This window comes from Microbacterium daqui (assembly GCF_050408675.1).
Taxonomy (GTDB): domain Bacteria; phylum Actinomycetota; class Actinomycetes; order Actinomycetales; family Microbacteriaceae; genus Microbacterium.
Window position 1 is genome coordinate 22,634 of record NZ_JBNTKF010000008.1, and the last position, 26,083, is coordinate 48,716.

Below are 26,083 nucleotides of genomic sequence, written 5' to 3' on the forward strand. Positions count from 1 at the left end.
TCTTCGTGGTGGGGTCGGGATGCCACTTGCCGCACAGGAAGGTCCGCTGTGACGGCCCCACTCCTTTCGCAGGATGCTGGGCCGCCTCAGCAGACGAGTGGCTATCTTTCTGAAGTTACTCGTTGAGCAGGTCCTCGAGGGTCACCAACTCGGGCTCTTCACCCCCTTCCGCGTTCTCAGCAGCTTCGCGGCGCTGGGCGAGACGGCGCCCGAACAGCAGCACCGCGCCGGAAGCGATGAGACTCAGCGCTGCAGCGGCACCGACTCCGATCAGCCACCCGTCGGCCCCGGTCTGCGCGAGTTCCCGTTGCGGGGTCTCCTCCACGGGGGTCTCGGGAGTCACCGGTACTTCACTGACGACGGTCGTCTCACCCGGAGTACCGCAGAGCCCACGGTGGATGCTCTCCCCGTTGGTGTCGAGCAACGTCTCGATCCAGAAGTAGGTGCCGACCTTGTCGAACACGACCTCGGCGGAGGCGTACTCGCTTGGCCCGGTCACCGCGATCGGAGACTCCCAGGTGTCGAACACGCGATTGTCCACCTCGCACACCGCCTCGTCGCCGTACTGCCGGTACGCCTCGAACACGAGGGTGGTGCCCTCGGGCACCGGGCCGGTGACGATCGCGACATCGTGCGCGGGCTCACCAAGCACCACGTTCGCGACTGCCTTCGTCGTCACCGTGAGCTTCTCGCCCTCGGTCACGACGGTGGTCTCACCGGGCGCCCCGCAGGCGCCTTCGGAGAGCACTTCACCGTCGGCGTCGTAGAGCGTTTCGACCCAGTACACGTTCCCCGCCGACTCCACAGATGTCGTGCCGGAGGAATAGACGGCGGGCTGCGTGACCGGAATCTCGTCGCTGACGTAGAACGGTTCCGCCTCGCACAGCGGTGCCTCATCAGCGGGCACGGGCCCGTAGGCACGGAACACGAGGTACGCGCCCCCGGGGATTGTGCCCTGCACGAGGGCGGTGTCCTCGAACGGCTCCCCGACGAGTGCCGACGGCGTCGCCTGCGTGATCACCGATACCGGAGCCTCGTACTCGGGCTCTTCCGGGACGAAGAACCGTTCCCGGATATCTGCTGGCGACGACTGGTACGGCTGCACCCGGTCGTCACCGTCGAAGGAGCTCACGATCACGTAGTATCCCGGCTCGGTCGGTGTGATCCGGTCCACGTCGGTGTACCCGATCTGGTACACCCCGTTTCTCGCCGGGGTGTCCACGCGCGTCAGCACCGGCGCATCCGTGAGATCGAGGTCGTCGGTGAGGACGGTATCAGTGGCGAACGGCCCGTACGCGGTGTGCGTGATGGTTTTGGTATCCGCTCCCCAGTAGCCGTCGCCCTTGAAGTCGGGGTGGTTGTCGGGGAACCCGGAGACGATGATCGTGTCGAACGCGCGCCCACCCTCGTGGACGTTGTACTCGCGCAACTGGCTGGTCGTCTCGATCGGATGCCGGACGCTGGTCGACTCCACTGGGATGCCGTACTCGTCGATCCAGTCACCGGCCAGGTAGTCCCGCAGCTCTTCCGGCTGCGCAGCGAGACGCACCTGCCATACCCATGTCACGAATCCCGCATTCGGGACGATCACCTCCGGGGACGTGTACACACCGGGCCCGTCCGCAGTGACGGTCACCTCGCCGACCGGCACCGCGGACGGGTCGACGGTGGGGGACTGGGCGGGTGGGAGCGTGCCGGGCACCTGGTAGAGGGTGCCTTCGAAGATCACCGGGATGTGCGCTCCACCGATCTTCAACCAGGCGCCGTTGCTCGAGGACACGGTGATCGTGTCGGTCACCGTGTCGCCGGGAATGACGAGCCGCTGATCGGCCTCGGACACCGCGATCGGCTGGAACGGCACGATACTGGTCTCCGGCACCAACCCGAAGCGGTCACGCACAGAGTCGGTGAGGTACTTCGCGTACTGCCCCTGTGCGTTCTTGTCGATCTCCCACACCCAGGTGTAGAACCCCGACTCGGGAGCCGTGATCGTCGCCGGTACGTCATACACGCCCGCGCCGGTGAGCGTCAGCTCCACCTGCCCGGCCATCGGCGCACCCGCGGGGGCTGCGTCTGCTTCGGCGGGCTGCTCGTCGAACGGCCCGTAGAGGGTGCCGACCGCGTTCACCGGTACCGGGGTGCCGTTGAGGTGGATCCAGGTGCCTTTGGACAGGCCGACGGTGACCTGGTCGGCGAACGTGTCGCCCTCCGCAACGTACCGGGAGGACACCTGAGTGGTGATCGTGGGCTGGAAGTCCAGCTCGATCACCGGGGTCCGGGCGTGTGCGTCAAGCCCCATCGGGGATGCCCCGCCGAGCAGCCGCTGCTGTCCGGGGGTGTCGTAGAGGTGCACCCGTGCGCCGAGCCCCGCAGCCGGCACGGTTGCGGATGCTTCGATTCGGTAGGAGGGAGCCCCGTCGGCGGGGGTGCCGGTGATCGGGAAGCTGCCAGCACCGAGAGCCCTGGTGGATTGCCCGTTGGCGAACACCGCATTCGAGAGCGTCACCGTCCCAGACAGCGACGAAGGCGACGCCGACACGGTGAGGGTTCCCTGGTACTGGTCGGCCATGTCGATCGACACCGACACCTGCGGGTTGACCGCATGATTCGCGTTCGCCTGCGCCCGCATCTGGGCGAGGTTCGCAAGCACCTGCGGACGGTTCGCCGCGGGAGCACGGGCGACGTAGTAGTCGTCACCGGACATGCCGTGGCTGTTGTAGGGAACGGGGTCTGCGACCGACCACACATACAACTGCACCGCAGCGGTGACGTGCGGATCGCCGGACTGCCCCCACATCGCCATGACGTAGTTCAGCTTCGCCAGCTCCGTCGCGCTCAAGTTGAAACCGCTGTGCGAGTTCAGTTCCTCGACCGTCACAGGTCCTGTGGTATTCCCCCATGGCGCTGCCGCACCGAGGTCCATGCAGTACACCTGGGTGCCGTCGTTCGCGATGAACGCCCCGATCGACCCGTTCGACCCGTACGGGTCGCCGAAGCCGGGCCCAGGTGTCGCCGCCTGCGCTGGGGATACGGACCCGAGTGCGAGGCCGGTGATCATGAGCAGCCCAGTGAGCAGCATCGCCACCCACCGGGCCAGCGCCCTTCCCGGCGGATACCCCGCCCCTGGTCCGTGTGCGGCATCCGTGTGGAGCACTTCGACGCTCATCCGTTTCCTCCTGCGTGCTGTACGAGACAGGCAGCCCGTCTCCTTGGGGTGATGGCAGAGCACCATCAGGAGCAGGTGCCCCGCCCCTCCCACCCGTCGCCGGTGGAAGCAGCGCGCACCTATGAGGTGTGACGGTGTCGATGCGCGTGATGTCAGCGGGGGAGGGCTACCGCTACCTCCTCAAGAGCGTCGTCACCGGCGACGGCAACCGTGACCTCACTGACGCATTGACCCGCTACTACCAGGAGAAGGGCAGCCCGCCCGGGTTCTGGGCCGGGTCAGCACTCACCGGCCTCGAAGGATCCACGATCACCGCTGACGCAGAAGTCACCGAAGAACAGCTGCGGTTCCTGATCGGAGAAGGCAGGCACCCGGTGACCGGGGAACCGCTCGGATCCCCCTACCGCTCATTCCTGACCCGGCAGGAGCGCATCGATCGCCGCACCCAGGCACTCCCCGACACCCTCGAAGAAGCGGAACGCGAACAGCAGCTCGAACTCATCGAGACGGAAGAACGGCAACGCCCGACACGACATCCAGTCGCCGGCTACGACTACACGTTCTCCGTACCGAAATCGGTGAGTGTGTGGTGGGCGGTCGCCGACGGAGGCACCCAGGCGCTCATCGCCCGCGCCCACCACCAGGCGATGGCACAGGTTCTGGATCTCCTCGAACGGGATGTCGTGATGACCAGGGTCGGGCACAACGGTCTCGCGCAGGTCGAAGTCACCGGCGTGCTCGCGACAGCGTTCGATCACTACGATTCCCGCTCGAACGAGCCACAGTTGCACACGCATCTCGTCATCGCGAACCGTGTCCAGGGCGTCCATGACGGCAAGTGGCGTGCGATCGATGGCAGACCGATGCACGCCGCGGTGGTCGCCCTCAGTGAGCACTACAACAATGCCCTCGCCGATCAGCTCACCCGTGACTTCGGCATCGGGTGGGAAGCCAGAGACCGCGGCCCCAGGCGTGCATCGGCGTGGGAGATCACCGGGATCCCCGACACCCTCATCGAGGAGTTCTCCTCCCGTTCCCAAGCGATCAATGCCCGCACGGACGAACTCATTGCCGACTACGAGCAGCAGCACGGACGCCGCCCGTCACGCAAGACCATCATCCGGCTCCGCGCCCAAGCCACCCTCGCCACCCGCCCCTACAAGCAGGTCTACGCCCTCGCGGAGCTCACCGAACGGTGGCGGGTCCGCGCCACCAGCGTGCTCGGGCAGGACGCCAGCAACTGGGTGCAACAAGCCATCAGCAGTACCACCCCGCAGCCGCTCCTGCGAGCAGACGACATCCCACTGGAGACCATAGATGACATCGCGCAGCGCGTGGTCACCACCGTCGGGGAGTCCAGATCGACCTGGAAGCGATGGAACCTTCACTCCGAAGCCTCGAGACTTCTCAAAGGGATCCGCTTCGCATCGATCACCGATCGGGAAGCGGTCACTGGCCTGATCTCTGACCGGGCGGAAGCCGCATCCGTGCAGCTCTCCCCGCCAGAGCTGGCCGTATCGCCCACACACTTTCAACGCTCTGACGGAAGCAGCACCTTCCGCATTAAACACGGCACCCTGTACACTTCCCAGCAGATGCTCGACGCCGAAGACCTCCTTCTACGTCTGGCGCACACCCACATCGCACCCCTCGTGCCGCATGACCTGCTCGAGGGCGTCACCCGCAGAACTGACCGCAAGGGCCGCAGGCTCGGCGCCGACCAAGCAGCAGCGATCACTGTCATCGCCACTTCCGCGCGCACCGTCGATGTGCTCATCGGCCCGGCAGGCACCGGGAAGACCACGACGCTCGCCTCCCTGCGCCGCGCGTGGGAGCTCGCACACGGCAAGAACAGTGTGGTTGGGCTCGCCAGCTCCGCCGACGCCGCGCAGGTGCTCGCTGCCGACCTCGGCATCCGTACCGAGAACACCGTCAAGTGGCTCCACGAACACGACGCAGGCAGATGGCGGCTGCGCCGCGGGCAGCTCATGATCGTCGACGAGGCCTCCCTCTCCGGCACGATCGCACTGTCACGTCTCGCCGCGCACGCCGAACAGGCCGGTGCGAAACTCGTCCTCGTCGGCGACTGGGCACAACTCGGCGCCGTCGAAGCCGGGGGAGCGCTCGGCATGCTCGCCCGCGACCTCGACCACACCCCCGAACTCCACGACGTACGACGATTCCGAAACCCGTGGGAGAAACACGCCTCCCTCCGCCTCCGCCTCGGCGAACCATCCGTCATAGACGACTACGACGCCCATGATCGCCTCACCGCAGGGAGCTACGAGCACATCACCGAACGTGCCTACCTCGCCTGGCAGAGCGACATGCGAAGCGGCAAACAGAGCATCCTCGTTGCCGAAACCCTCGAAACCGTCACCACCCTGAACATCCGGGCGCGCACCGACCGCATCTTCACCGGCCACACCAGCGCAGGAGCCAGCATCACTCTCTCCTCTGGCACTAAAGCCAGCGAAGGCGACCTTGTTATCACCCGGAAGAACGACCGCCGACTCAGCACAGGAGGACCTCGCTGGGTCAGAAATGGCGACCGCTGGCGCATCACCAACATCCACGCCGACGGATCCGTCACCGTCCGCCGTGCGGGAACCCGATTCGGCGGCGCCATACGTCTCCCTGCCGACTACGCGACCCACAACCTCGACCTCGGCTATGCAATCACCGTGCACCGTGCACAAGGTGCCACCGTCGACACCGCACACGCGATCGTCCACTCACCCCAGATGACCCGCGAGAGCCTCTACGTCGCGATGACCCGCGGCCGCGAAGCCAACCATGCGTACGTCGCTATCGACCAGTTCCCTCTCGAAGAACACCAGAAGCATCCCGAGCCCGACGTTACCGCCCGAGGCGTTCTCGCCGGCGTCCTTGCCCACGAGAGTGCGGAGAAGTCCGCTCACGAACTTCTCCGCGCCGAACACGAACACTGGACCTCTATTGCGCAGCTCGCCGGAGAATACGACACCATCGTCGCCCACGCACAGCACGACCACTGGCTCGATATCCTCGAAGCGTCCCCCCTCACCACGGACCAGGTCGACGCGATCACTGAATCCGATGCCTACGGGGCGCTTGCCGCGGAGCTGCGCCGTGCGGAGGCGGAGAACTATGACATCGCACGCTTGGTACCCGCGCTCATCGCGTCTCGTCATTTAGCCGGTGCCGACGATCTCGCCGCGGTGATTCTCCAGCGCCTTAGGGCTGCAACCGCCAATGCGACTGGTAGCACCCAAGCGCGCCAGCCCGCGAAGATGATCGCAGGACTCATCTACGAGTTCACTAGCGACACGGACCCGCTCACCCAGCAGGCGCTCGAGGAGCGCCGCGTTCTCATCGAGCAACGCGCCCAGGCCCTCGCCGAGCAAGCGGTGCGTGACCGGCCACGCTGGATCGAATCCCTCGGTACCCCACCCGTGCGGCCTGCGGCACATGACCAGTGGATGCGCAATCTGCGTACCATCACCGCCTATCGAGACCGACATGGCACCACCGACCCGTATCGGCCTCTCGGCGACCCTCCGCGGAACCGCAATCAAAGCATGGACGCCGTCCGCGCGCAGCAAGCTGTCGCGAACGCTGCCCGATTCGCCGCGGCACTAGGAGTCCGTACTGCACCTGCTCAACAGCAGAGTGGTCCGCGGCTCTGAGACGGTTTCCCTTGAAAGAAGAGGAGGGAAAAGTAGAATGGGAGTGGTAGCAATCACAACTTCTGGTTGGCCATGACAAACAGCCAACGTTCCCGACTCCGGGCGCGGACATCACTCTCCTAGCCGCTACCGACCTTCCATCCCGGTCAGTGAGAGGTTGCGTGCCCAATGATTCGAGCCGCATGGAACGTCGGCATTGCTGTCCACGCGTTCCTATATTTCGCACCTACGAATCTCCTCCTGCGACGTCTTCGGGTAGTCGGCAGTCTGCAACGAGTTGCTCTCGGGCTATCCCTAGCAGTCGCCTATCTCTTTGCGTTCGGTTTCTGCTTCACGATTCTCGATCGCGGCGGAGCGTTGTTGTTTGCGTTCCTCGGGTTCCTGATGTTCTGGAACGCCTGCAAGTTCGCCTGGATGGTCTTGCTCACCCCCGCGCACCTCGCGCGGCGCCTGCACGGCAACCGTCATGCAAAGACCACAGACAGCCACGTTTCACCAATGTAGACAAGCGTAGACTTGGGTACGCGAGTCACTCATCTCAACTGAAAATGGAGCTCCACGCAAGAGTGGCACGCAGATGGCACGAGCGGTACGCGATAGTAGAGAACTCGCGGGATTCCGCCCCTCAGCGCCAGTATCGACGAGAACTGGGACTTCTAAACTCTCGAATGACAAAAGACCCGGAACCATGGTTCCGGGTCTTTTGCTATGCCGGGCCTTCGTCTGGGGTGCGGTAGCGCCACAAAAGCGTCACGGCGACAGCCACGGCGGCGACGCCCGTGAGCCACGCCGGCCACCACGACGCGTCGACTCGGGCCGGCTGGGGGGAGGGCCCAGAAAGGGGTCGTGGCGACGACATCGCGAACCGTCAGCCATCAACAAGAACGGCGCCCGCTGGAGCAAACTGCCCAGCGAGCGCCGTTCTGAAGAAGGAGATTACGCGCCGTCGAAGAAGCGCATGAAGTGCATCATCACCCAGCAACCGAGCGCAGAAAGCAACAAACCGCCACCAAAGGCGAGGGCTTCGGCGCCCGGCATGCTGAAAGCACGGCCCATCACGAACATTCCGCCGATGAACAGGCCGAAGGAAAGCAGGAAGGCGACAATCGTCAGGCCGTCACCGCCGACCGCGAGCTGCTCACGGGCCTGACGTGGTGTATCGGACTTAGCCATAGTGCACTCCTCTTTCGGCAGTTCATTCGTGCACACATCAATCTATCAGTCGGCCCCGGCTTTGTCGCGGTGGCGAGAACGGCGTGACGCCGTTGTGAAAGGGTGCAAAGTCCGCGATACTTGCCAGAGAAACCCGCCACCGATACACGAGGTTTGTGTGACTGATTCCCCGCCCATCCCCGACACCGGGGACGACCTCACGTGGGCGTGTGTGGAAGATGGGTTTTACGTCGCCAGTGATCGCAACGGGTTTGTGGGTTACATCGATCGGGTGGAAGACGACTCGTTCCAAGTTTGCAACGCGTCATCGCAACAGCTGGGATTTTTTCGCGAACTGACTTCGGCGATGGACTGCTTGGTTGTGGCGTATCGAACCCGCCGCGACGAAGGGTCGGTTGCCGATGTCTGACACCTCTCTCTACGCGCTCGTCTATTCGAGCGATGCCATCGGTTCCATCACCGAAGGTGCGCTCCAGGAGATTCTTGAGCAGGCTCGCCGCCGCAACGAGCGTCTCGACGTCACCGGCATTCTGCTCTACCGTGAGGGCCGGTTCGTGCAGTACCTGGAGGGCTCGCACGATAACGTACTCGCGGTGTACGACGACATCGCCGTCGATGCTCGCCACACCAACGCCCGAGTGCTGTTGCAACAGCCCGTGCTCGCTCGTCGATTCTCGTCGTGGACCATGGGGTATGAAGCTCTCCGAGACGCGCCGAGCGCCTTGCCCGAGGGGTGCCGCAACACCTTCGCTGAAATCGAACGAGCTGATGACCCCGCTCGGGTACTGCGAGCGCTCAGCGAACTGACGCTGTGGTTCCACGTGCGCGCGATGCGGTCGTAGTCACATGGTTGCGGAGCCCGCTTCGCACGCTGTCGTGACGCTGACCACGATGGCTCAGAGCCAGGCGCTGCTGCGTGCGAAAGATGCGACGACGCAAGCTGGTTTCACCGCCGAGCGGATTCCAGCCAGGGTCTTTCGTCGCCGCCCCATCCTGATGGACGACGGCGCCGGCAACCGGGAGCATCGCCGTCAGCTCGTGCGGTTCTTTAGCCCCCGTGCGCTCGAACAGCACCGCGGTTTCATCGAGAAGGCGGCCGCAGAGATGGTCGACGAGGCGCGACAAACCGGCAGTGCCCAACTCGATGACCTTGCCCTGATGTTCTCCGTGCGCGTGGCCTCCGAAATCGTCGGGCTGGGGCCGGGTGACACGGCAGCGCTTGCTCGGCGGCTTGAAGCCTTTTTTAACCAGCCACCCGTCGATCACACGCGTGCCGATTATGGGCGCACCAACAAAGACTGGGCCCGTGCTGCCCGCGATGCCCTGGTTCCGCTTGCGCAGTTCTACTGGCGAGACGTGCGCCCCGCGATCCGCGCCCGCCGCGCAAACCCTGCCGACGACATCATCACGCATCTACTGAACCGCGGCTACCGACCCCGCGAGATCTTGATGGAGTGCCTCACGTATGGCACCGCCGGCATGGTGACCACCCGCGAGTTCATCAGTATGGCGATGCTGCGCCTCCACGAGAACCCGAAACTCTTGGCACGCTATCGCGTTGCCGACGCGACCGAACGCACGGCCATCCTCAGTGAGATCATCCGACTTGAGCCGCCCGTCGCCCACCTCTATCGCCGTGTGCAGTCTGAAGCCCCCGGATGCCCGTACGCCCCGCAAACGCTCGTCGACATTGACGTGCGCGAGAGCAATACCGACCCGCGAGTCTTTGACCCGGGGCCTGGTGAGCTGTGCCCCGAGCGGAACCTCGCAGCCGCCGAGCGCACCGGCTTGAGTTTTGGAGATGGTGCTCATCGGTGCCCCGGCTCGCACCTCGCGCTCATGGAGACCGATGTGCTCATCAGTACGCTGTTGCGCGCGGGAGCGACGATCGCTGCCCCTCCGCGCCGTCAGTTCGACACCCTCGTGCAGGGATACCAGTGGCGAGACTTTATGCTCGGCTTCGAAACCGAGCCATAAGCGCGCGGGAGACGCCGGGCCACCGGTGACGACTCGACGTCGGCACGCTCCACAGCGGATGGCCCGCAACGCCCCAATCGCGCAACAGTTCGTTGGCAGCCATCCAGCCTGTTGTTGCCGCGCGCTCCATGAGCGCAATCGGGAGGTCGGTACGCACCCAGTCTCCCGCGAGCGCGATGCCGGTTGCGGGGGTGCGGACCTCGGGGCGCTGTTCCCAGGAGCCCGTGCCGAGGAGCGCGCAGTCCTGTTCGATCAGTAGTTCGTGAGCGATCACCGTGAGCGGCGCGGTCTCGGGGTACACGCGCGCCAGTTCAGCGCGTAGCGTCGAAATAAGCTGGCGACCGCCATCTTTCACCTCATCGATTGCGTAGGCGTGGAGCTCTACGACGCTTCCGCGATTGGTCGCCGCCCACTCCCGGGCGCCGCGTTCGAATCGCTCCATCACGCTGATGTTGTCGAGGGGGCCGTAGGCCGTGGTTCCCAGAAATGCGGGGCGATCTTCTCGCACCGGCCCGTTGAGCCACAATCGCAACACGGCGAACGGGGGAGCGAGTTGCACGTTGGCGACGCGTTTTCGCCACGTCGGTGTGCCGACGTCTGGCGACGCCGCCACAATGTCTCGCGTTGCGGCAGGGCCGGCGGCAAGGACCACACCATCGGCGTGTGTACGCTCGCCGTCATCACGCGCAACTTCCCAGCCCGTGTCACTGCGCACCACTTCGGTCACCCGAGCGGTGGTGCGTCGAACGCCGCGAATCTCAAGTGCATCACCGAGCGGTCGCCAGAGTGCGGTGTCGAAGTCGTCGCGTGCGACGTCAAACAAGAGACCTTCGGCTGAACCAAGGAAATACGAGTGGAACATTGCGACTAGTTCACCCGCAGAAAAGTCATGCGGGTGGGCGAAGAAGCTCCGCGCAAACACCTCCAGCGCGAGATGCCGAGCTCGAAGGGGAAACTTCAATTGGTCTAAGAACTCGGCAGCACTGACGTTTTCGAGATCACGGTACGTCTGCGGAAACGACACATCGAGGAGCGCGAGCGCCGTGTCAAGGTCGACCCGTGCGAGATCACGCACGGTGAATGTGGGGCTGCGTGCCACGAAGGTGGCAAAGTTCCAGGGCGGTGTGCGTGGAATCTTAGTGAACGAATCACGGTCGCCGTGAGCGCTGACGACGGGGTAGTCGGAGACCGGCTGCAGCATGTCGTCGAGGTCGCCAGCACGGCCGAGCAGGGTGCGCAGGTTGTAGTACTGCCGGAAGAAGGCATGAAACCCTCGACTCATCGTCACGGAGCCTGCTGCCGACGAGGTTTGCCAGGCCCGCACCCGACCCCCGAGTTCAGCGTGTGGTTCGATCAGCTCAACATCGACGCCCCGTTCCGCGAGCCCGCACGCGGCCGCGAGCCCCGCAATGCCGCCGCCGACAACGACCACGGTGCGCGGCCGCGCCACCCGCTGCGCACCCTCGGGTGCCGGGAGTAAGACGGCGCGACGATCGCGCCCCGGAAACGTTGGCCTCACCGACTGTGCCCCTCACGTGGTTCCGCTCCCAGCGCCTTCCAGACGATGATCGTGAGCGTCAGCATCGCGAAACCAAACCCGAAGTCTTCGATGGGAATATCCCAGGGAAACCGCACGCCGAGAGACGTGTCTGGGTTGTAAATCACGATCGGATCGGAGAGTTTCGTGAGCCAGCCGTCGACGAGTACTTGAAAGGAAAACATGATCGCCATGGCTACCCAATACTGTGCGGTGCGGAAGATGCCGGTGCGCAACCAGAGCACCTCGATCAACACCACCGCGATCATGGTCACGAGGGTCGCCACAGGGTATGCCGCGAGCGGGTTCATCGGTCTCCTTCTTGCGCGACGCGCTCACGCCGTGACCACGAACGCACCAGCGTGAAGACGCGGCCCACCGCTTCGTACGTGAGAATGCCGCAAATCGGAATCGCGATAAAGAAGATGATCTCCTCGAGCGGGAGACCGAAGCCGACCATGATGCCGCTCGTGAACTGTTCACTGTACGTCCACATGCCAGCGGCAATGGCGATCGCATCCCACACGGAGAACGCCAACAGGGTGACCAGTACTGCTTGTACGAGACGGAGCGGGCGCCGATAGACGCGCGCCCCCAAAACGAACTCCAGCGGTAACGTCAGCAGCAAGCAGCCCGCCATGAGGGCGATGTACTGCAGAGAATCAGGTATTGCCATGTAGTTGGCCCTCCGGTTTCGCCGGGCTACGTGTCGTTGGTCCGGCGGAGTGGTCGCCGCGAATGCGTTTCAACACGAGTTCCGCACTGATGAGGCACATGGGCACGCCAACGCCCGGTGCGGTCGTCGCTCCGGCGTAATACAGCCCGTCAACACGCTTCGAGGCATTCTGGGGGCGGAACATCGCGCTTTGCCGCAGAACGTGCGACGGCCCCAATAGGCCCCCGTGCCACGAATTGTAGTCACGCGCGAAGTCGGTGGGGCCGATCGTGTGCCGCGTCACGATGCGCTCACGCAGGTCGTCGATACCCGCCCAACGCGAAATCTGATCGATAGCGCGATCGGCCGCCGCCTCGATCGCCGGAGCACCGGAACCATCGGGGCCGCCGGTGCCGAGAGCAATGTCTGCAGGCATCGGGATCAGTACGAAGAGGTTTTCGTGGTCTGACGGCGCCACGTCTGGGTCGGTCGCGCTCGGTTTGCACACGTAGAGTGACGCTGGCTGCGGAACCGCGCCTCCGAAGATGGCGTCGAAGTTCGCGTCCCAGTCATGAGTGAAAAGGAGGGAGTGATGCTCGAGCTGTGGCAACGCCCCGGACACGCCAAGCAGAACCAGGATGCCGCCCGGGCCGCTCTCACGGCGCCGCCACCACGACTCCGGATAGCTCCGCGCTTCGGGCGGTAACAGCGCGGTTTCGGTATGGTGCAGATCAGCGCCCGACACCACGATGTCAGCGTGCTCGGTGTGGTGGGCGCTCGCGGCATCACGCCAACGCACGCCGACCGCGCGACGTCGGTTGGCACGTGGTTCCGTGAGGATCTCCGTGACCTCGGCACCGGTCACGATTGTCACTCCCGCATCGCGCGCGAGGCGCTCGATCGTTTGCACGAGCGCCCAGAAACCGCCCATCGGGTACTGCACGCCGTCATCGAGGTCGAGCGCGCTCATGAGGTGGTACATCGCGGGGGCGCGCCTCGGGTCAGTGCCGAGAAATACTGCCGGGTAGCCAAGGATCTGACGCAACGCAGGGTGACGGAACCTGCGTGCCACAAACCGCTGGAGCGATGTGAACAACAGGGTGCTGAGTTGGGGGAGCGCCGTCACAACGTCGCGGTGCAGGAGCGAACGCGTGCTGGTAAACGGGTTGTACAGAAAGAATCGCTCGGCCAGATCTGATGCGTGCCGTGCGGAGCGGAGGTAGCGGCGAAGCGCGGGCCCACTCGTGGGCTCGAGGGTCTCGAAGACCTCTTGGACGGCGTCGGAACCGTAGGGAATAGTGATGTTGACCGAGGCATCGCCGTGGTCGGGTTCGGTGATCAGACGATAGCCCGGGTTCAGCGTGCGCAGGTCAAGTTGCTGCGCGGTAGACGTACCGAGCATCTCGAAAAAGTGGTCGAACACGCGCGGCATGAGATACCACGACGGGCCCGTGTCGAAACGAAACCCGTCGCGTTCGAGAGTGCCGGCCCGGCCGCCGACGCGGGGCGCGCGCTCGAGGACGGTGACGTCGTGGCCTTCGTGCGCGAGCAGGGCCGCGGTTGCGAGCCCGGCGATGCCAGCGCCGATGACGATGGTGCGGGTCATGCGCTACCTCGAGAGCCAATGGCCCGGGCGATAAGGGCCAACTTGACCGGCAACGGTACGCGCACGCGCTGACCCATGAGTTGCGTCACGGTGCGTTGATCGATGCGATCGGTGAGCTTCGAGAACAGCCGGCGAGCGGTGTCGACCGCGATGCGCGCGTCACGGGGGAGCAGTGGAAGTACGTCGCGCGCGGCATCGAGCTGGCCTCGGATCGTTGCCACCCAATCGGCCTTACAGTCGTCTGTAATGACGTCGTCAGTGCTGAGGTAACTACGATCGAGCCGCTCGGTGTCGTCGGCGAGATCGCGGAGAAAGTTCACGTTTTGAAACGCCGCCCCGAGGCTTCGCGCGCCGTGCTCGAGTTGCTGGCGCTGCTGGTCATTCACCGTTTCTTCGCGCAGGAACACCCGAAGACACATGAGCCCGACAACCTCGGCAGAACCATAGACATAGCTGGCGTGCGCATCGTCGTCGAAGCGGTGACCGGTTGCGGAGACCACCCCGGTGCCGCTCGCAACGAGAGTCTCCGGTGCCGACGTGCGCGCTGGTTCCGTCGCTCGCCCGGTAATCGACACCGGCTCCAGGTCGGTGCGCATCGACGCGAAAAACGGACCGGTGAGACCCGCGTCGATGCCGGAGGTGCGAGCCGTGCACGCAAAAGCGTGCACGATCGGGTTGCTGCTGTACCCGGTGCGCATCGCGTTGTTGGTTTCGGTTTCCAGCGCGTTGAGCCGAGCAAGCTGCTCAATTGAAGGCAGGTGTGCTTCGGCGGCGACGCCGTCAACCAGCTCATCGGCCACCCGCACCAGGGCGTAGATGTTTCGCACGTGGCGGCGATGCCGTGGCCCCAACAGGCGAGTGGCTGCTCCGAAAGAGGTTGAGTACGCGCGAATCACCTGGTCGGCGGCACGCTCCGATGCTGCGGAGTAGCGCTCCAGCGGGGCCAGAGCATCGAAGTCACGACTCATGATCGACGCCCCGCCATGCGGCTCATCAAATCGCCGAGAAACTGACACACGTCGGTGGCCATAACGCCATCATTATGGGCGATGAGCTGCTCGGCGAGCTCGAGCTGATCGTGAACCATCGCCTCAATCACGTCGCGCGCCCCGCAACTTTCCAGCAGCCGTTGCAGGGCGAGCCCCGACTCTTCCGAAAAGTCGGCAGCACCGAGAAGCTGTTCGATGAGCGGCCACTCGTTGGTCAGTCGGGCGCATGCAATCAGTGCCGTCTCTTTGCCCTCTCGAAAATCAGAGAACTGGTCTTTGCCATGCGTCTCGCTCTGCCCAAAGGCCGACAACAGGTCATCCTGGAGCTGAAAAGCGATTCCTAAGTGGCGTCCGATCGCACCCAAGCGTTGCTCCGCCAGCTCGCCGGCGCCGGCGATGATAGCGCCGATGCGCAACGGAAGCTCGAACGAATACGTTGCCGTCTTCATCCGGGTCATATCGAGCACGAGTGGCAGGGTGGGAGTGACCTGCGCGTCTGCGAGGCTGACATCAATGTATTCGCCGGCAACCGTTTCGGTGACGCCGGCATCGAGGAGATCAAGCAGCCGTAACCGCTCGGCTTCAGCGACCCGAGCACGCGCAAAAATTTGGTGTGCGATCGTCAGCACGAGGTCGCCCATCAGGAGCGCACTACTGCGTGCCCAGTGCAGTCGACGGACCTCAGTAAGGTCGTCGGAACCAGGGGTGTCGGCTGAAGGGTGCGTGGGCGTCGTGCTGAGATCGGTGAGCCTGCCCACGAGGTTTGGTACGCCGCGACGAGTCACATCGTCGTCTATGAGGTCGTCGTGGAGCAGAAAAGCAAAGTGCAACAGCTCAACGGCGACGGCGAGGTCGACGGCAACCTCACGGGTTTCTGGGTCGGGAGCGGCGGTGGCACGGAAGCCATCGAAAATGCCTACGACCAGCCGGGGCCTCAATAGCTTGCCGCCCTGCGCGCTCTGTGATGTCAGTTGCCACAGTTCCGCGAAATCGGGTCCGTGCGCGGCGGCCAAGGCTGACTTCGCCTGCAAGAGGGCACCCAGCCGCTCGGCGATTTCGGTTCGTGCGCCTTCGAGGGGTCGCTGACGCTCGCGCATGGTCGTCACGACGCACGCACCGTTGCGAAGGCATTGATGCTGGTGAGTAGCGGAAGTTGTTCACGCAACCACGGGCTGAAAGCAAACGGTGCCGCCGCGATCGCGATTGCGAGGTGGGCCGGAGAAACCCACGCCCATTCGCTCACTTCGATCGCTTCCGGGGCGAGCGGGCTCGCCAGCTCAGCAGTAAAGACGGGACAAATCTCGTTCTCGACGATGCCGGAGGCATCGACCGCGCGATAGCGAAAGTCGGGAAGCTGCAGGGTGAGATTCGTGATCGTGGCGCCGAGCTCGAAACGAGCTCGGCGTTCAACAGCGTCGGCCATCGATTCACCCGGTGCGGGGTGTCCACAGACGCTGTTGGTCCAGACCCCGGGCCACGTTTGTTTCGTGAGCGCGCGTCTCGTCACCAGGAGCTCGCCCCGTTCGTTGGAGATGTAGCACGAGAACGCCAAGTGGAGGGGAGTGTCTACGCTATGGGCGTCGCGCTTGGGGAGCGAGCCCCGTGGGACGCCGTCATTGTCCAGCAAGACGACCAGTTCTGGCGATTCAGCCATTGCCGCCTCCTGTGATTTTCCAGCCACCAATTTAATAGCTTTAGCGATATAGTAAACCATCGGATACTAATTTGGCAGGGGCTTGCAGAAGCGCAAGGATTGACGGATGGACGTACGCGGGGAAACACACGCCGGACAGGTCGAAGCTGACCTCGACGCGTTCGTGTACGCGTCTGCGCAGAATGCGACGATCGATGCCCCCGATGTCTCCGAGGCTGATCGTGACGACATTACGGCCGTCATGAATGCCCTGGCGCGCCTGCGTGACGCCGAGCGTGAACTCGCTGAGGCGTCGCGAGAATCGATGGCGCTGAGCGTGCAAGACATGAAGGCGCTGCGCTTTCTCGTGACGGTGAGTCGTGACGGTGAAGTCGTGACGCCCGGTATGCTCGCTCAGCACCTACAGGCATCGCCCGCATCAACAACCAAGCTTCTCAATCGGTTGGAGCGTGCCGGTCACATTACGCGTGCGTTACACCCCGTCGACCGGCGGGCGCTGCGCATTGATGTCACGCCCAGTACCGAGGCACTCGTCCAACGTGTTGTCGGCCGCCAGCAAGCGCGTCGCTTTTACGCCGCCGCTCGACTGACAACGGTGCAGCGTGACATCGTGACGGAATTTCTCAACGACATGACCGCCGCGATCAGTGTTGATCGTGCGGATTGGGTGGGTAACGCCACCGTGCGAAAGCAGGATGAACCGGAGGAGTGACATGTCGGCCACCGCGGCCCGCGACCAGCAACCAACGAACGACCTCACCTTCCCGAGGGGCACGGAGCCCGATTTGCGTGCGGTCAGTGCGTCAGGCGCTGTTGCTCCCCTCGTGCTGGTCCTCGGGTCGACAGGCTATGTCGGCGGCCGTCTCGTGCCTCGGTTGCTGGCCGCGGGGTACCGGGTGCGGGTCATGACGAGGGCGCGTTCTCGTGTCGAGGCGTTGCCGTGGTCTGAACGCGTCGACATAGCAGCGGGAGACGCGAGCGACGCGCGTGCCGTCGACGCCGCCATAGCAGGCGTCGACGTCGTCTACTATCTGGTGCACTCGATGACTGCGGGGCGTGGCTTTGCGGAAACGGATCGTGCGATTGCCGAAACCGTTGCTGGTGCTGCCGATCGCGCAGGGGTGGCACGCATGATTTATCTCGGAGGCTTGCACCCCGATGGGGTGAAGCTTTCGGCACATCTGGCCTCACGGCGCGAAGTTGGTGAGATCCTCCTCAACTCCCGCACGCCGACACTGGTGTTGCAAGCCGGCGTGATTATTGGTTCTGGCTCCGCGTCTTTCGAAATGGTGCGCCACCTCACCGAAGTGCTGCCGTACATGCCCGCGCCGCGGTGGGTGCGTAACTTCATCCAGCCGATCGCTATTCGTGACGTTCTCTATTACCTGCTCGCGGCTGCTCAGGTGCCCGGTTCTCTCAACCACGCGTTCGATATCGGCGGCCCGGACGTATTGCGTTACGGCCAGATGATGAACGGCTACGCGGTCCAGGCGGGTCTGCCGCAACGAGGCATCGCGGCGCTGCCCGTACTGACTCCGAAGCTTGCGTCGCACTGGGTTGGCCTCGTCACGCCCGTGCCCCGAGCCATCGCGCGCCCGCTCGTCGAATCGCTCCAGCACGACTGCGTCATGAAGAACCACGATATTGACGATGTCATCGTGCGGCCCGCGGGCGGTCTCACGCCGTACCGCCGAGCGGTGCAACTCGCGCTCGGACGCATTGCTCTCGATGAGATTGAGACGAGCTGGGTTGATTCTCGTGTGCCGCTCGCACCGAGTGATCCGATGCCGAGTGACCCGGAGTGGGCGGGGCGCACGGTGTTCACCGATGAGCGCAGCAGAAAAAGTCGTGCGACGCCGGCGGCGGTCTGGACGGTGGTGACACAGATTGGCGGAACCACGGGCTGGTATTCCGCATCGGTGCTGTGGTCGTTGCGCGGGTTATGGGACCGCATTACCGGTGGTGTGGGCATGACGCGCGGTCGACGCTCACGCCGCCAGCTCACCCTGGGCGACGCAGTAGACGTGTGGCGCGTTGAGCACCTAGAACCCGAAAGGCTCCTGCGGCTTCGCGCCGAGATGCAGGTGCCCGGCGAAGCGTGGCTCGAGTTTGCCATCGAGCCGCAACCCGATGGTTCCACCTACCGTCAACGTGCGGTCTTCTTTCCTCGCGGCCTGTCCGGGCGCCTGTATTGGCTTGCCATGCTGCCATTCCACGGCTTCATTTTCAGCGGCATGGTCAAGCGCATCGTTGCGACCGCCGAGGCCGCCGACTCCTGATCGCTATGCCGATGCCACCGGGCGCCGATCGCGCTTGCGTGCCCACGATGCCGGCGTGTTTGGGCCATCCCACACCTGGATGATGCCCCACGCCACCGCGGCAATCGGTACCGACAACACCGCGCCCAGCACACCGCCGAGCAGGGTGCCGACGGCCAGAGCGAGCAGAATCACGAGGGAGTGCAGCTTCAGCGAACGCCCCATCAGCACGGGCTGCAGGAAGTTGCCTTCCAGCTGGTTGACCCCGATGACAATACCGATGACGACAAGCGCGATAATCGGGCCGTTGGCAACGAGGGCGACGAGGGCTGCGAGAATGCCGGCCACGGTCGCACCCACGAGCGGGATGAATGCCAGCAGAAACACGAGCACCGCGAGGGGGAGCGCGAGCGGAACCTGGAAAATGAACAGGAAAATGCCGATACCGATGGCGTCGACCGCTGCCACCGCAGCTGTTCCGCGTACGTAGGATCCGAGCGTTTCGACGGTCTTGGTTCCGACGCGGCGAGCGCGCTGCTCATTGGTGCCGCGGAACGGGCGCAGCATGAACTCCCAAATGCCACGGCCATCACGCAAGAAGTAGAAGAGCACCACGATCATCAACACGAGTCCGGTGAGGAAGCTGGCGACGGCGCCGACGCCAGCGATGGCCCCGGAACCAAACTGCGCGCTGGTGAGGAAGTCGCCCACTTTACCGAGCCATTCGTCAATCTGTTCGCTCGTGATGACGAAGGGGAGATCAAGGTGGGTGGCCCAGTCCACCACAACGTTCCACCCTTCGGTGGCTTTCTCCGCGAGCATCGGCCATTGGGTGCGAACCTGCCACACGATGAGACCGATAACACCACCGAGCACCACAACGATGCCGAGCAATGCCACGACCGTTGCCCATGTCGAGGAGAGTCCGCGAGCACGCAGCCATCCCATCACGGGGGCGAAAGCTGACGCGATGATGATCGACAGAATGACCGGAATAACCACGACGTTGAGCGTGCGCATCGCGAAAATGACCCCGGCGGTCAGCACGATCACAATGATGATCTGGAGCGCGCGAGTAGCGAGCTTGCCGAAGCCATCGGACCACACGGTTGGCTTCGAGGAGTCGACGAGTGCGACGGGTAGGGGCAGCGGCGGTTGGTGGTGGCGTCGGAAGAGTCCCATGCCAACGAAGTTACGGGGTTCTGTCTGAAAAGTCCCGCATTGGTGCGCCTAGTTGCCGTGTGGTGCGATCTTCGTTGCGAGCGCCGTTGCACCGGCCACAGCGACCGGCATCGCGAGCATACCGACGAAGGGAATCAGGATCGTGAGGTTGGCCGCGATACCGAACCCGGCGATCCGCGAGCGGTTTTCCTTCATGACCGTCTCATCGGTGAGGGATGGTTTTATGAGCTCTTCACCGAACTCTCGGCCTGACATGACGGCGGCGACCGTCCAGCTCAAAACAACACCGACGATCGGAATGAGCGACAGCAAAAACACCACGATCGCGAGCGGCAGGCCGGTGACCAGGTCGAACAGCGTATTGCCCACTTGGCTGGAGACCTTCACGCGTTGCGGTTCCAGCGATGAGCTGGCGTGTGCGGCCACAGCGCGGCGCAACCGCACATAGGAGTGCTCGGCGACGATGACAGTGAGTGAGCGGTAGACCCGAGTCGCCAAGTACAACACGGCCGCAAGCATGCCGAGAGCTGCTCCCACCCGGAAGATCGTCGCCCAGGCCGGGTTCCACTCATCGGCGAACGGTGTGATCGCGATGATGATCGTCGGTAAAAACACCGCAAACGTGATGACCGCGGCGGCCAACAGCAGCCACACCAGCACGGCAGAGATGAGTGCATTTCGCATTTGTTTGGGGGTGCGACGGAACCATGCGAATGATCCCAAAAAGTCGCGAACACCCCGAATAAAGTCGCGCATCTGATCATCCTAAAAGGTGTTGTGAAGGACCCCTTCCCGACAGGGCGTCGGCAAGCTTTCAGCCACGACAACTAGGCTGGCGGAGGCGAAAACCGCCCCAATTCGAGGAGACCCGTGTTCCGCGCACCTAAGACGCTGTTTCGCACTCTGGCTATCGCCGAGGTCATCACCTGGACCATCCTGATTTCTGCGCTCATCGCGCGTGCGCTCGGTGCTCCCGGCATTGTCGTCACGATTGGCGGCGCCATTCACGGTTTCATCTTCCTGTCGTACGGCGCGACCGCCATTCTCGTTGCCATGAACCAGCGCTGGAAGGTGGGCCCGACGATCCTCGCGATTGCTGCCGCCGTCATTCCGTACGCGACGGTTCCGGTCGACGTTGCACTGCACCGCCGCGGGATGCTCGAGGGCGCCTGGCGTTTGGAGAAGACGGACGACCCGCGCGACAGCCGCTGGTATGACGTCTGGATGCGCTTCTTCTTGAACCGCCCATGGGCTCTGGCGCTCCTCATCGTGGTCGCGATTGTCGCGCTGTACACGGTGTTGCTGATGGTGGGCCCTCCCGGCGGTAAGAACTAATAACGTCACGTGACTGCGCGTTTGCCGCAGTCACCAGATTCGTGGTGACATAGAGGCGTGAGCACCGCTGAGAGCCAGTTCGAACAGTTTCGCGCCGACCGTATCGCCGAGGTCACCGCACCGCGCGGCGCGCTGGCGCTCGTGCTGACGCAGTGGGATCAGCCTGGTGAGCCGATTCCGGATGAAGCAACCGCTCTCGCTGGCTTTCCGGCGACCGCTGAGCTCACGCGCCTCAGCCGACCGCACATCGACAGCGGCGACATGCAGCACGGCTATCGCGTGTGGCAGCAGGATTCACCGGCCGCCCAGGCCTTCGAAGGCATCGGCTCGTACGACTACGACCCGAACTGGGTGATCACCGGACGCTTCGAATTCGTCGATGCCGACCGCGTGGTTCCGTTCGAGCACATCCGCGACGGTGGCGCCCTGCGCCGTCACGCTGTCTCCGGCGACCTCGTCTTCACGCACGAGGGCACCGAGTACCGCGTCGAGGCGCTTGACACGACGTTGCCGAGCGGCCCTGGGCTTCAGCTGGTGTTTGCCGACAAGACAAACGGCGCGGAGTCGTATGGTGCCGGGCGCTTCCTTTACGTGCAGCTGCCTGACCTGGGTCGCGCGCTGAAGACCGGCGACGTTTTGCCGGTCACGCTCGACTTCAACACCGCCGAGATTCCGCCGTGCGGCTTCTCCAACCAAATGAACTGCCCGCTGCCGCCGCTGCGCAACCGTCTCCCGTTCCCGGTGCGTGCCGGTGAGACGAAGGTGCAGTATGCCGAGGGCTTCTCGCTGTAGCGACGCCAAAGCCGTGGCGTAGTTGATGACGGAACCATTGGTTCCGTCATCAACTACGCGTCGAGAAACTCGTCAATCATGGCGAGGTACGGCGCCGTGTCGATGCCCTGCTCGCGGAGCCAATCGTCGTTGTAGTAGCGGTCGACGTATCGCTCGCCACCGTCGCAGAGGAGCGTCAGCACGCTGCCCGTCTCTCCGCGCGAGCGCATTTCGGCAATAATGCGCAGCGCCGCCCACAGGCCCGTGCCGGTCGAGCCGCCAGCCATGCGGCCCATGCGCTGCTGGAGCGCGTGAATCGTGGCAATGCTCGCCGCATCGGGCACTTTCATCATGCGGTCGATCACGGTCGGCAAGAAGCTGGGCTCAACGCTCGGACGACCAATGCCTTCGATGCGGCCCGGTGTCTCGCACCGCTCCTGCACGTTGCCCTCAAGCCATCCGGCGAAGAACGCGGAGTTCTCCGGGTCGGCAACGGCGATGCGCGTCGCACGCTGCGTGTATCGCACGTAGCGCCCAATCGTGGCCGACGTTCCGCCTGTTCCGGCGGTCGTGACAATCCAGGTCGGCTCGGGGTGCGGCTCTTCGGTCATCTGGCGGAAGATCGACTCGGCAACGTTGTTGTTGCCACGCCAGTCTGTCGCGCGCTCCGCATAGGTGAACTGGTCGATGAAGTGGCCGCCCGTTTCTTCGGCGAGACGAACCGACTCACTCGACACGGTGCGCGCGTCATCAACGTAGTGCACGGTTCCGCCGGTGAACTCAATGAGGCGCGTTTTCTCGGTGCTCGTCGAACGGGGCACGACCGCGATAAACGGAACCCCGATGAGACGAGCAAAATAGGCCTCAGAAACAGCGGTTGATCCACTGGAGGCTTCGATCACCGGAACGCCCGGACGAATCCACCCGTTCGCCAGCCCGTAGAGAAACAGCGAACGCGCAAGGCGGTGTTTCAGAGAGCCGGTGACGTGGGTGGATTCGTCTTTGAGGTAGAGCTGGATGTTCCACTCGGCGGGGAGCGGAAACTGCAGCAGGTGGGTGTCGGCGGTGCGCTGTGCGTCAGCGTTGACCGCGCGAATCGCGTTCTGTACCCAGGCGTCGTAGCTGGCGTCGCTGCGATCGACATCAATTGTGGTGGTGTCGGTCAGAATGCTGGGTGGCGTGCGCATCGAACTCCCTCAGGTCTCGCTGCTCCGAGCTTAGTCGCCGCCTAGTCGATCTCCTTCGACAGTCGCTGAGATGCCCACACCGGAATGAACGACGCAACGATCACGATCGTGGCCACCACGTTCACCATGCTCGCTTCGTTCGGGCGTGCCATCTGGTTAAAGATCCACAGTGGCAGGGTTTCAACGCCCGGGGGAGCAGTGAAGATCGTCACGACAACCTCGTCGAAGCTCAGCGCGAAGGCGAGAATACCGCCGGCGATGAAGGCGCTACGAAACTGCGGGAAGGTGATGAGACGGAACGTCTGCAGCGGCGTCGCGCCCAGGTCGCGCGACGCCTCTTCCACGTTGGGGCTGAGGCGACGCAAGCGTGCGAACACGTTGTTGAAGACCATCACGATACAGAACGTGGCGTGCGCAATGATCATGCCGAAGTAGCCGACGTGAATGCCGATGGGTTCGAGAACCTGGTTGTACGTGTTGTTCAGCGCGACACCGGTGACGATGCCGGGTAGCGCGATCGGCAGCACGACGAGAAGGTTGACGGTTTGCTTGCCGAAGAAGTCGTAGCGCTGCAGAGCGTACGCGACGAGGGTGCCGAGTACGAGGGCGATGGCGGTGGCCCCGAGGCCAACAATCACGGAGTTCAGCAGTGCGTCTCGCACGGGCTCGTTGACGAACGTCTTGGCCCACCAATCGGTGGAGAACTCTTGAATCGGCCAGCTCGAGATACGGGCTGCGTTGAACGAATTGCTGATCACGAGGAACAGCGGAATGTACATGAACGCCAGCACGATGACGACGATGATGCCGAGGATGACCTTGGCTCCGGTTGAGAGGCGAAGCATGATTACATCCTTTCCAGAGCGCCCGTGCGCTGCACGCTGAGCAGGTAGATGACGACGAAGGTAATCGGAACCATGGAGAAAGCGGCAGCAAGGGGCGGGTTGAGGTTGATGTTCAGGGCGATGAGGCTACCGATCATCTGGGTCGAGCCACCGACGAACTTGGCGGCGATGTAATCACCGAGGCTGAGCGAGAACGTGAAGATAGAGCCGGCGATGAGGGCGGGCTTGATGAGCGGAACCACGATCCCCAAGATCGTGCGTCCGGCGCCGGCACCGAGATCGGCTGATGCATCGAACAGGTTGGCGGGCAACTGACGAATGGCGGTGTAGACGGGCACAGCCATGTACGGCAGCCACAGGTATGTGAGAGTCAGGATCGTGGTGAACTCGCTGAATCCGGGGCCGTGGGCACCGATCGGGGCGAGCAGCCAGTTGACGAAGCCGTTTTCGGTGAACGCGATGCGCATCGCGAGAATCTTGACGAGGTAGCCAGCCCACAGCGGCATCGTGATCGCGACGGCAAGCACCGCCCGCAGCCACGGCTTGGCAATCTTCGCCATGAAGATGCCGAGCGGAATAGAGATGAGCACGCACAACACGGTCACGCCGAGCGCGATCCCGAGCGTCTTGAGTGCGGTGGAGAAGTAGGCGCTGTTCGTGAACAGCTGCTCGAAGTTGCGCAGCGTGAAGCCGGGCTTGACCTTCGAAGTGAACGTATCGGTCGTCCAGAACGCCGTGATGAGCATCATCGCGAGCGAGAAGATGTAGATACCGACGAGCCAAGCCATCGGCAACGCCAGCAGTGCGGCGAGCTGTCCGCGACGTTTCATGCGTCGATCCGTTCTGTGAAGAGTGGGGGGGTAGTGGGCGGGAGTAGAACTCCCGCCCACGGGATGGGTATTAGCCCTTGACCTTGGCCCACGCGTCGGTCCACTGCTGGAAGTTGGTGCAGGTCACGTCGGTACGACCGTCAATGCACTGCTCAATCGGGGTGGTCCAGAACCAGACCTTCTTGAAGTACTCCTCGTCCGTGGCGTTGTAGTAGTCACAGTGCGCCTTGGCTTCGTCGTTCAGCTCGCAGAACGCGGCGTTGGCCGGAGCCATACCAAAGTTCATCGCGATCGCACCGTTCACCTCAGGAGACGAGGTGTAGTTCATCCACTCGTACGCGCAGTTCGGGTTTGCCGACTCGGTTGCGAGCATCCAGGCGTCCGACCAACCGGTCGACCCTTCCTTCGGCAGCACCGATTTGAACTTGTCGTCTTCTGCGAGCTTGCGCAGAACCTCCCACGAGGTTCCGAGGTCTGTCGTGCCACCGACGAACGACGTGATCTGTGCGGCCGGGTCTGCCCAGTACTCAGAAACGATCTTGTTCTGTTCCTGCAGCAGCGCGATAGCGGCATCAAGCTGCGTCTGGTCGAGCGCGTAGGGGTTCTTGATGCCGAGGTCAGGCTGCGTTGCCATGAGGTAGATCGCGGCGTCGGCAATGTAGATCGGGGCGTCGTACCCGATGATCTTGCCGGCGTAGGGGCTGTCGGCCTCCCACGCGACGCTCCAGCTGTCGGGCTCTTCGGTGACGACATCGGAGTTGTACTGGAGGATGTTGGCACCGCGGCCGATCGGCACACCGTAGCTCTTCCCGTTCAGGGTGTCGTAGATCTGACCCTTCATGCCCGCCACGATGTCATCACCGAAGTTGGGGATGAGGTCGAGGTTGAGCGGCTGCACGTCGCCACCGACGATGAGGCGGAGGCTCGCGTCGCCTGAAGCCGAAACCAGGTCATAGTCGCCGCTCTGCATGAGCTGGACCATTTCGTCGCTCGTTCCTGCGACCTTGCGGTTAACGACACATCCGGTCTGCTCGGTGAATTCATCTGACCAGGCGGGCTCGACGAAGCCCGACCACGCGACGATGTTGACTTCGCCCTCGTAGTCTCCCTTTTCCTGGATCATCGGGACATCGGGAACCTCAATCGAGAGGCCGTCGGATCCGCCGTCGCTGGAGGAACATCCGGCGAGGACGAGCGTTGCGGCTGCCGCGACAGCGGCGCCGGCGATAATGCGTGAACGCATGGTGTCT

Annotated in this window: 24 protein-coding genes; 8 read left to right on the forward strand and 16 right to left on the reverse strand. The window is 63.7% G+C overall.

Annotated features, from left to right (window positions below; all coding sequences use genetic code 11):
• Nucleotides 1-115 precede the first annotated feature (115 nt).
• Entirely contained in the window at nt 116-3,166 is a 3,051-nt protein-coding gene (locus ACQUSY_RS07020; protein ID WP_428903777.1) for an RHS repeat domain-containing protein, read from the reverse strand.
• Nucleotides 3,167-3,306: 140 nt separating this feature from the next.
• On the opposite strand from ACQUSY_RS07020, the gene mobF reads away from it, so the two are divergent.
• Nucleotides 3,307-6,834 carry a MobF family relaxase gene (gene mobF / locus ACQUSY_RS07025; RefSeq protein ID WP_158053179.1) on the forward strand — a complete coding sequence of 1,176 codons (3,528 nt, stop codon included), beginning with the start codon at nt 3,307-3,309 and terminating at the stop codon, nt 6,832-6,834.
• A 294-nt stretch (nt 6,835-7,128) separates the two neighbouring features.
• On the opposite strand, the gene ACQUSY_RS07030 is transcribed toward mobF, so the two are convergent.
• Entirely contained in the window at nt 7,129-7,302 is a 174-nt protein-coding gene (locus tag ACQUSY_RS07030) for a hypothetical protein (RefSeq protein WP_428903778.1), read from the reverse strand.
• Nucleotides 7,303-7,770: 468 nt separating this feature from the next.
• On the reverse strand, nt 7,771-8,007 hold the full coding sequence (locus ACQUSY_RS07035; protein ID WP_428903779.1) for a hypothetical protein: 237 nt from the start codon (nt 8,005-8,007) through the stop codon (nt 7,771-7,773).
• Between the two features lie 157 nt (nt 8,008-8,164).
• On the opposite strand from ACQUSY_RS07035, the gene ACQUSY_RS07040 reads away from it, so the two are divergent.
• Genes ACQUSY_RS07040 through ACQUSY_RS07050 form a run of 3 tightly spaced genes read left to right on the forward strand, consistent with a single transcriptional unit; the run spans nt 8,165 to nt 9,984 of the window.
• Nucleotides 8,165-8,416, forward strand: coding sequence for a hypothetical protein (locus tag ACQUSY_RS07040; protein ID WP_428903780.1), 252 nt, complete (start codon nt 8,165-8,167; stop codon nt 8,414-8,416).
• On the forward strand, nt 8,409-8,849 hold the full coding sequence (locus ACQUSY_RS07045) for a BLUF domain-containing protein (RefSeq protein ID WP_428903781.1): 441 nt from the start codon (nt 8,409-8,411) through the stop codon (nt 8,847-8,849). Before ACQUSY_RS07040 ends, ACQUSY_RS07045 begins: the two co-directional genes overlap by 8 nt.
• A gap of 4 nt (nt 8,850-8,853) precedes the next feature.
• Nucleotides 8,854-9,984 carry a cytochrome P450 gene (locus ACQUSY_RS07050; RefSeq protein WP_428903782.1) on the forward strand — a complete coding sequence of 377 codons (1,131 nt, stop codon included), beginning with the start codon at nt 8,854-8,856 and terminating at the stop codon, nt 9,982-9,984.
• Here the strand turns inward: ACQUSY_RS07050 and ACQUSY_RS07055 are convergent.
• From ACQUSY_RS07055 to idi, 7 genes are read right to left on the reverse strand one after another with little or no spacing between them, the layout of a single operon-like run.
• A complete protein-coding gene (locus tag ACQUSY_RS07055; protein WP_428903783.1) occupies nt 9,956-11,503 on the reverse strand; it encodes an FAD-dependent oxidoreductase in 1,548 nt (515 codons plus the stop codon). The genes ACQUSY_RS07050 and ACQUSY_RS07055 overlap by 29 nt on opposite strands.
• Nucleotides 11,500-11,832 carry a lycopene cyclase domain-containing protein gene (locus ACQUSY_RS07060; RefSeq protein ID WP_428903784.1) on the reverse strand — a complete coding sequence of 111 codons (333 nt, stop codon included), beginning with the start codon at nt 11,830-11,832 and terminating at the stop codon, nt 11,500-11,502. Before ACQUSY_RS07060 ends, ACQUSY_RS07055 begins: the two co-directional genes overlap by 4 nt.
• Nucleotides 11,829-12,197 (reverse strand): lycopene cyclase domain-containing protein, encoded by a 369-nt coding sequence (locus tag ACQUSY_RS07065; RefSeq protein ID WP_428903785.1) that lies wholly within the window; start codon nt 12,195-12,197, stop codon nt 11,829-11,831. Before ACQUSY_RS07065 ends, ACQUSY_RS07060 begins: the two co-directional genes overlap by 4 nt.
• Entirely contained in the window at nt 12,184-13,782 is a 1,599-nt protein-coding gene (gene crtI / locus ACQUSY_RS07070) for a phytoene desaturase family protein (RefSeq protein WP_428903786.1), read from the reverse strand. The genes ACQUSY_RS07065 and crtI overlap by 14 nt, the downstream gene beginning before the upstream one ends.
• Nucleotides 13,779-14,750: a phytoene/squalene synthase family protein gene (locus ACQUSY_RS07075; RefSeq protein ID WP_428903787.1), complete on the reverse strand. Its 972-nt coding sequence runs from the start codon at nt 14,748-14,750 to the stop codon at nt 13,779-13,781. Before ACQUSY_RS07075 ends, crtI begins: the two co-directional genes overlap by 4 nt.
• Nucleotides 14,747-15,868 (reverse strand): polyprenyl synthetase family protein, encoded by a 1,122-nt coding sequence (locus ACQUSY_RS07080; protein WP_428903840.1) that lies wholly within the window; start codon nt 15,866-15,868, stop codon nt 14,747-14,749. The genes ACQUSY_RS07075 and ACQUSY_RS07080 overlap by 4 nt, the downstream gene beginning before the upstream one ends.
• Nucleotides 15,869-15,873: 5 nt before the next feature.
• Entirely contained in the window at nt 15,874-16,425 is a 552-nt protein-coding gene (gene idi / locus ACQUSY_RS07085) for an isopentenyl-diphosphate Delta-isomerase (protein WP_428903788.1), read from the reverse strand.
• 106 nt (nt 16,426-16,531) lie between these two features.
• On the opposite strand from idi, the gene ACQUSY_RS07090 reads away from it, so the two are divergent.
• Both ACQUSY_RS07090 and ACQUSY_RS07095 read left to right on the forward strand, forming a co-directional pair.
• A complete protein-coding gene (locus tag ACQUSY_RS07090; RefSeq protein WP_428903789.1) occupies nt 16,532-17,137 on the forward strand; it encodes a MarR family winged helix-turn-helix transcriptional regulator in 606 nt (201 codons plus the stop codon).
• 1 nt (nt 17,138) lies between these two features.
• Nucleotides 17,139-18,704 carry an SDR family oxidoreductase gene (locus tag ACQUSY_RS07095; protein ID WP_428903790.1) on the forward strand — a complete coding sequence of 522 codons (1,566 nt, stop codon included), beginning with the start codon at nt 17,139-17,141 and terminating at the stop codon, nt 18,702-18,704.
• Between the two features lie 3 nt (nt 18,705-18,707).
• Here ACQUSY_RS07095 and ACQUSY_RS07100 read toward each other — a convergent pair whose 3' ends face one another.
• Both ACQUSY_RS07100 and ACQUSY_RS07105 read right to left on the reverse strand, forming a co-directional pair.
• On the reverse strand, nt 18,708-19,865 hold the full coding sequence (locus ACQUSY_RS07100) for an AI-2E family transporter (RefSeq protein WP_428903791.1): 1,158 nt from the start codon (nt 19,863-19,865) through the stop codon (nt 18,708-18,710).
• Between the two features lie 48 nt (nt 19,866-19,913).
• Nucleotides 19,914-20,621 (reverse strand): EI24 domain-containing protein, encoded by a 708-nt coding sequence (locus ACQUSY_RS07105; RefSeq protein WP_428903792.1) that lies wholly within the window; start codon nt 20,619-20,621, stop codon nt 19,914-19,916.
• A gap of 114 nt (nt 20,622-20,735) precedes the next feature.
• Between ACQUSY_RS07105 and ACQUSY_RS07110 the strand changes: the two genes are divergently transcribed.
• Nucleotides 20,736-21,200 carry a DUF3817 domain-containing protein gene (locus ACQUSY_RS07110; RefSeq protein ID WP_428903793.1) on the forward strand — a complete coding sequence of 155 codons (465 nt, stop codon included), beginning with the start codon at nt 20,736-20,738 and terminating at the stop codon, nt 21,198-21,200.
• 57 nt (nt 21,201-21,257) lie between these two features.
• Entirely contained in the window at nt 21,258-21,992 is a 735-nt protein-coding gene (locus ACQUSY_RS07115; RefSeq protein ID WP_428903794.1) for a DUF1684 domain-containing protein, read from the forward strand.
• Between the two features lie 53 nt (nt 21,993-22,045).
• On the opposite strand, the gene ACQUSY_RS07120 is transcribed toward ACQUSY_RS07115, so the two are convergent.
• The 4 genes from ACQUSY_RS07120 to ACQUSY_RS07135 form a co-directional block, all read right to left on the reverse strand.
• Nucleotides 22,046-23,158, reverse strand: a complete 1,113-nt coding sequence (locus ACQUSY_RS07120) for a PLP-dependent cysteine synthase family protein (RefSeq protein ID WP_428903795.1) — start codon at nt 23,156-23,158, stop codon at nt 22,046-22,048.
• A 41-nt stretch (nt 23,159-23,199) separates the two neighbouring features.
• The gene (locus ACQUSY_RS07125; RefSeq protein ID WP_428903796.1) at nt 23,200-24,003 is read right to left on the reverse strand and encodes an ABC transporter permease; all 804 of its coding nucleotides are present in this window, start codon (nt 24,001-24,003) and stop codon (nt 23,200-23,202) included.
• Nucleotides 24,004-24,005: 2 nt separating this feature from the next.
• Nucleotides 24,006-24,833: an ABC transporter permease gene (locus ACQUSY_RS07130; protein ID WP_428903797.1), complete on the reverse strand. Its 828-nt coding sequence runs from the start codon at nt 24,831-24,833 to the stop codon at nt 24,006-24,008.
• Between the two features lie 70 nt (nt 24,834-24,903).
• Nucleotides 24,904-26,076 (reverse strand): extracellular solute-binding protein, encoded by a 1,173-nt coding sequence (locus tag ACQUSY_RS07135; protein WP_428903798.1) that lies wholly within the window; start codon nt 26,074-26,076, stop codon nt 24,904-24,906.
• Nucleotides 26,077-26,083: the final 7 nt, after the last annotated feature.

What these genes read in the sequence shown, in the direction of transcription:
- ACQUSY_RS07020 (WP_428903777.1), bottom strand. Translation starts at nt 3,166, where the DNA reads ATGAGCGTCGAAGTGCTCCACACGGATGCCGCACACGGACCAGGGGCG.
- mobF (WP_158053179.1), top strand. Translation starts at nt 3,307, where the DNA reads ATGCGCGTGATGTCAGCGGGGGAGGGCTACCGCTACCTCCTCAAGAGC.
- ACQUSY_RS07030 (WP_428903778.1), bottom strand. Translation starts at nt 7,302, where the DNA reads ATGACGGTTGCCGTGCAGGCGCCGCGCGAGGTGCGCGGGGGTGAGCAA.
- ACQUSY_RS07035 (WP_428903779.1), bottom strand. Translation starts at nt 8,007, where the DNA reads ATGGCTAAGTCCGATACACCACGTCAGGCCCGTGAGCAGCTCGCGGTC.
- ACQUSY_RS07045 (WP_428903781.1), top strand. Translation starts at nt 8,409, where the DNA reads ATGTCTGACACCTCTCTCTACGCGCTCGTCTATTCGAGCGATGCCATC.
- ACQUSY_RS07050 (WP_428903782.1), top strand. Translation starts at nt 8,854, where the DNA reads ATGGTTGCGGAGCCCGCTTCGCACGCTGTCGTGACGCTGACCACGATG.
- ACQUSY_RS07060 (WP_428903784.1), bottom strand. Translation starts at nt 11,832, where the DNA reads ATGAACCCGCTCGCGGCATACCCTGTGGCGACCCTCGTGACCATGATC.
- ACQUSY_RS07065 (WP_428903785.1), bottom strand. Translation starts at nt 12,197, where the DNA reads ATGGCAATACCTGATTCTCTGCAGTACATCGCCCTCATGGCGGGCTGC.
- crtI (WP_428903786.1), bottom strand. Translation starts at nt 13,782, where the DNA reads ATGACCCGCACCATCGTCATCGGCGCTGGCATCGCCGGGCTCGCAACC.
- ACQUSY_RS07075 (WP_428903787.1), bottom strand. Translation starts at nt 14,750, where the DNA reads ATGAGTCGTGACTTCGATGCTCTGGCCCCGCTGGAGCGCTACTCCGCA.
- ACQUSY_RS07080 (WP_428903840.1), bottom strand. Translation starts at nt 15,868, where the DNA reads ATGCGCGAGCGTCAGCGACCCCTCGAAGGCGCACGAACCGAAATCGCC.
- idi (WP_428903788.1), bottom strand. Translation starts at nt 16,425, where the DNA reads ATGGCTGAATCGCCAGAACTGGTCGTCTTGCTGGACAATGACGGCGTC.
- ACQUSY_RS07090 (WP_428903789.1), top strand. Translation starts at nt 16,532, where the DNA reads ATGGACGTACGCGGGGAAACACACGCCGGACAGGTCGAAGCTGACCTC.
- ACQUSY_RS07095 (WP_428903790.1), top strand. Translation starts at nt 17,139, where the DNA reads ATGTCGGCCACCGCGGCCCGCGACCAGCAACCAACGAACGACCTCACC.
- ACQUSY_RS07100 (WP_428903791.1), bottom strand. Translation starts at nt 19,865, where the DNA reads ATGGGACTCTTCCGACGCCACCACCAACCGCCGCTGCCCCTACCCGTC.
- ACQUSY_RS07105 (WP_428903792.1), bottom strand. Translation starts at nt 20,621, where the DNA reads ATGCGCGACTTTATTCGGGGTGTTCGCGACTTTTTGGGATCATTCGCA.
- ACQUSY_RS07120 (WP_428903795.1), bottom strand. Translation starts at nt 23,158, where the DNA reads ATGCGCACGCCACCCAGCATTCTGACCGACACCACCACAATTGATGTC.
- ACQUSY_RS07125 (WP_428903796.1), bottom strand. Translation starts at nt 24,003, where the DNA reads ATGCTTCGCCTCTCAACCGGAGCCAAGGTCATCCTCGGCATCATCGTC.
- ACQUSY_RS07130 (WP_428903797.1), bottom strand. Translation starts at nt 24,833, where the DNA reads ATGAAACGTCGCGGACAGCTCGCCGCACTGCTGGCGTTGCCGATGGCT.
- ACQUSY_RS07135 (WP_428903798.1), bottom strand. Translation starts at nt 26,076, where the DNA reads ATGCGTTCACGCATTATCGCCGGCGCCGCTGTCGCGGCAGCCGCAACG.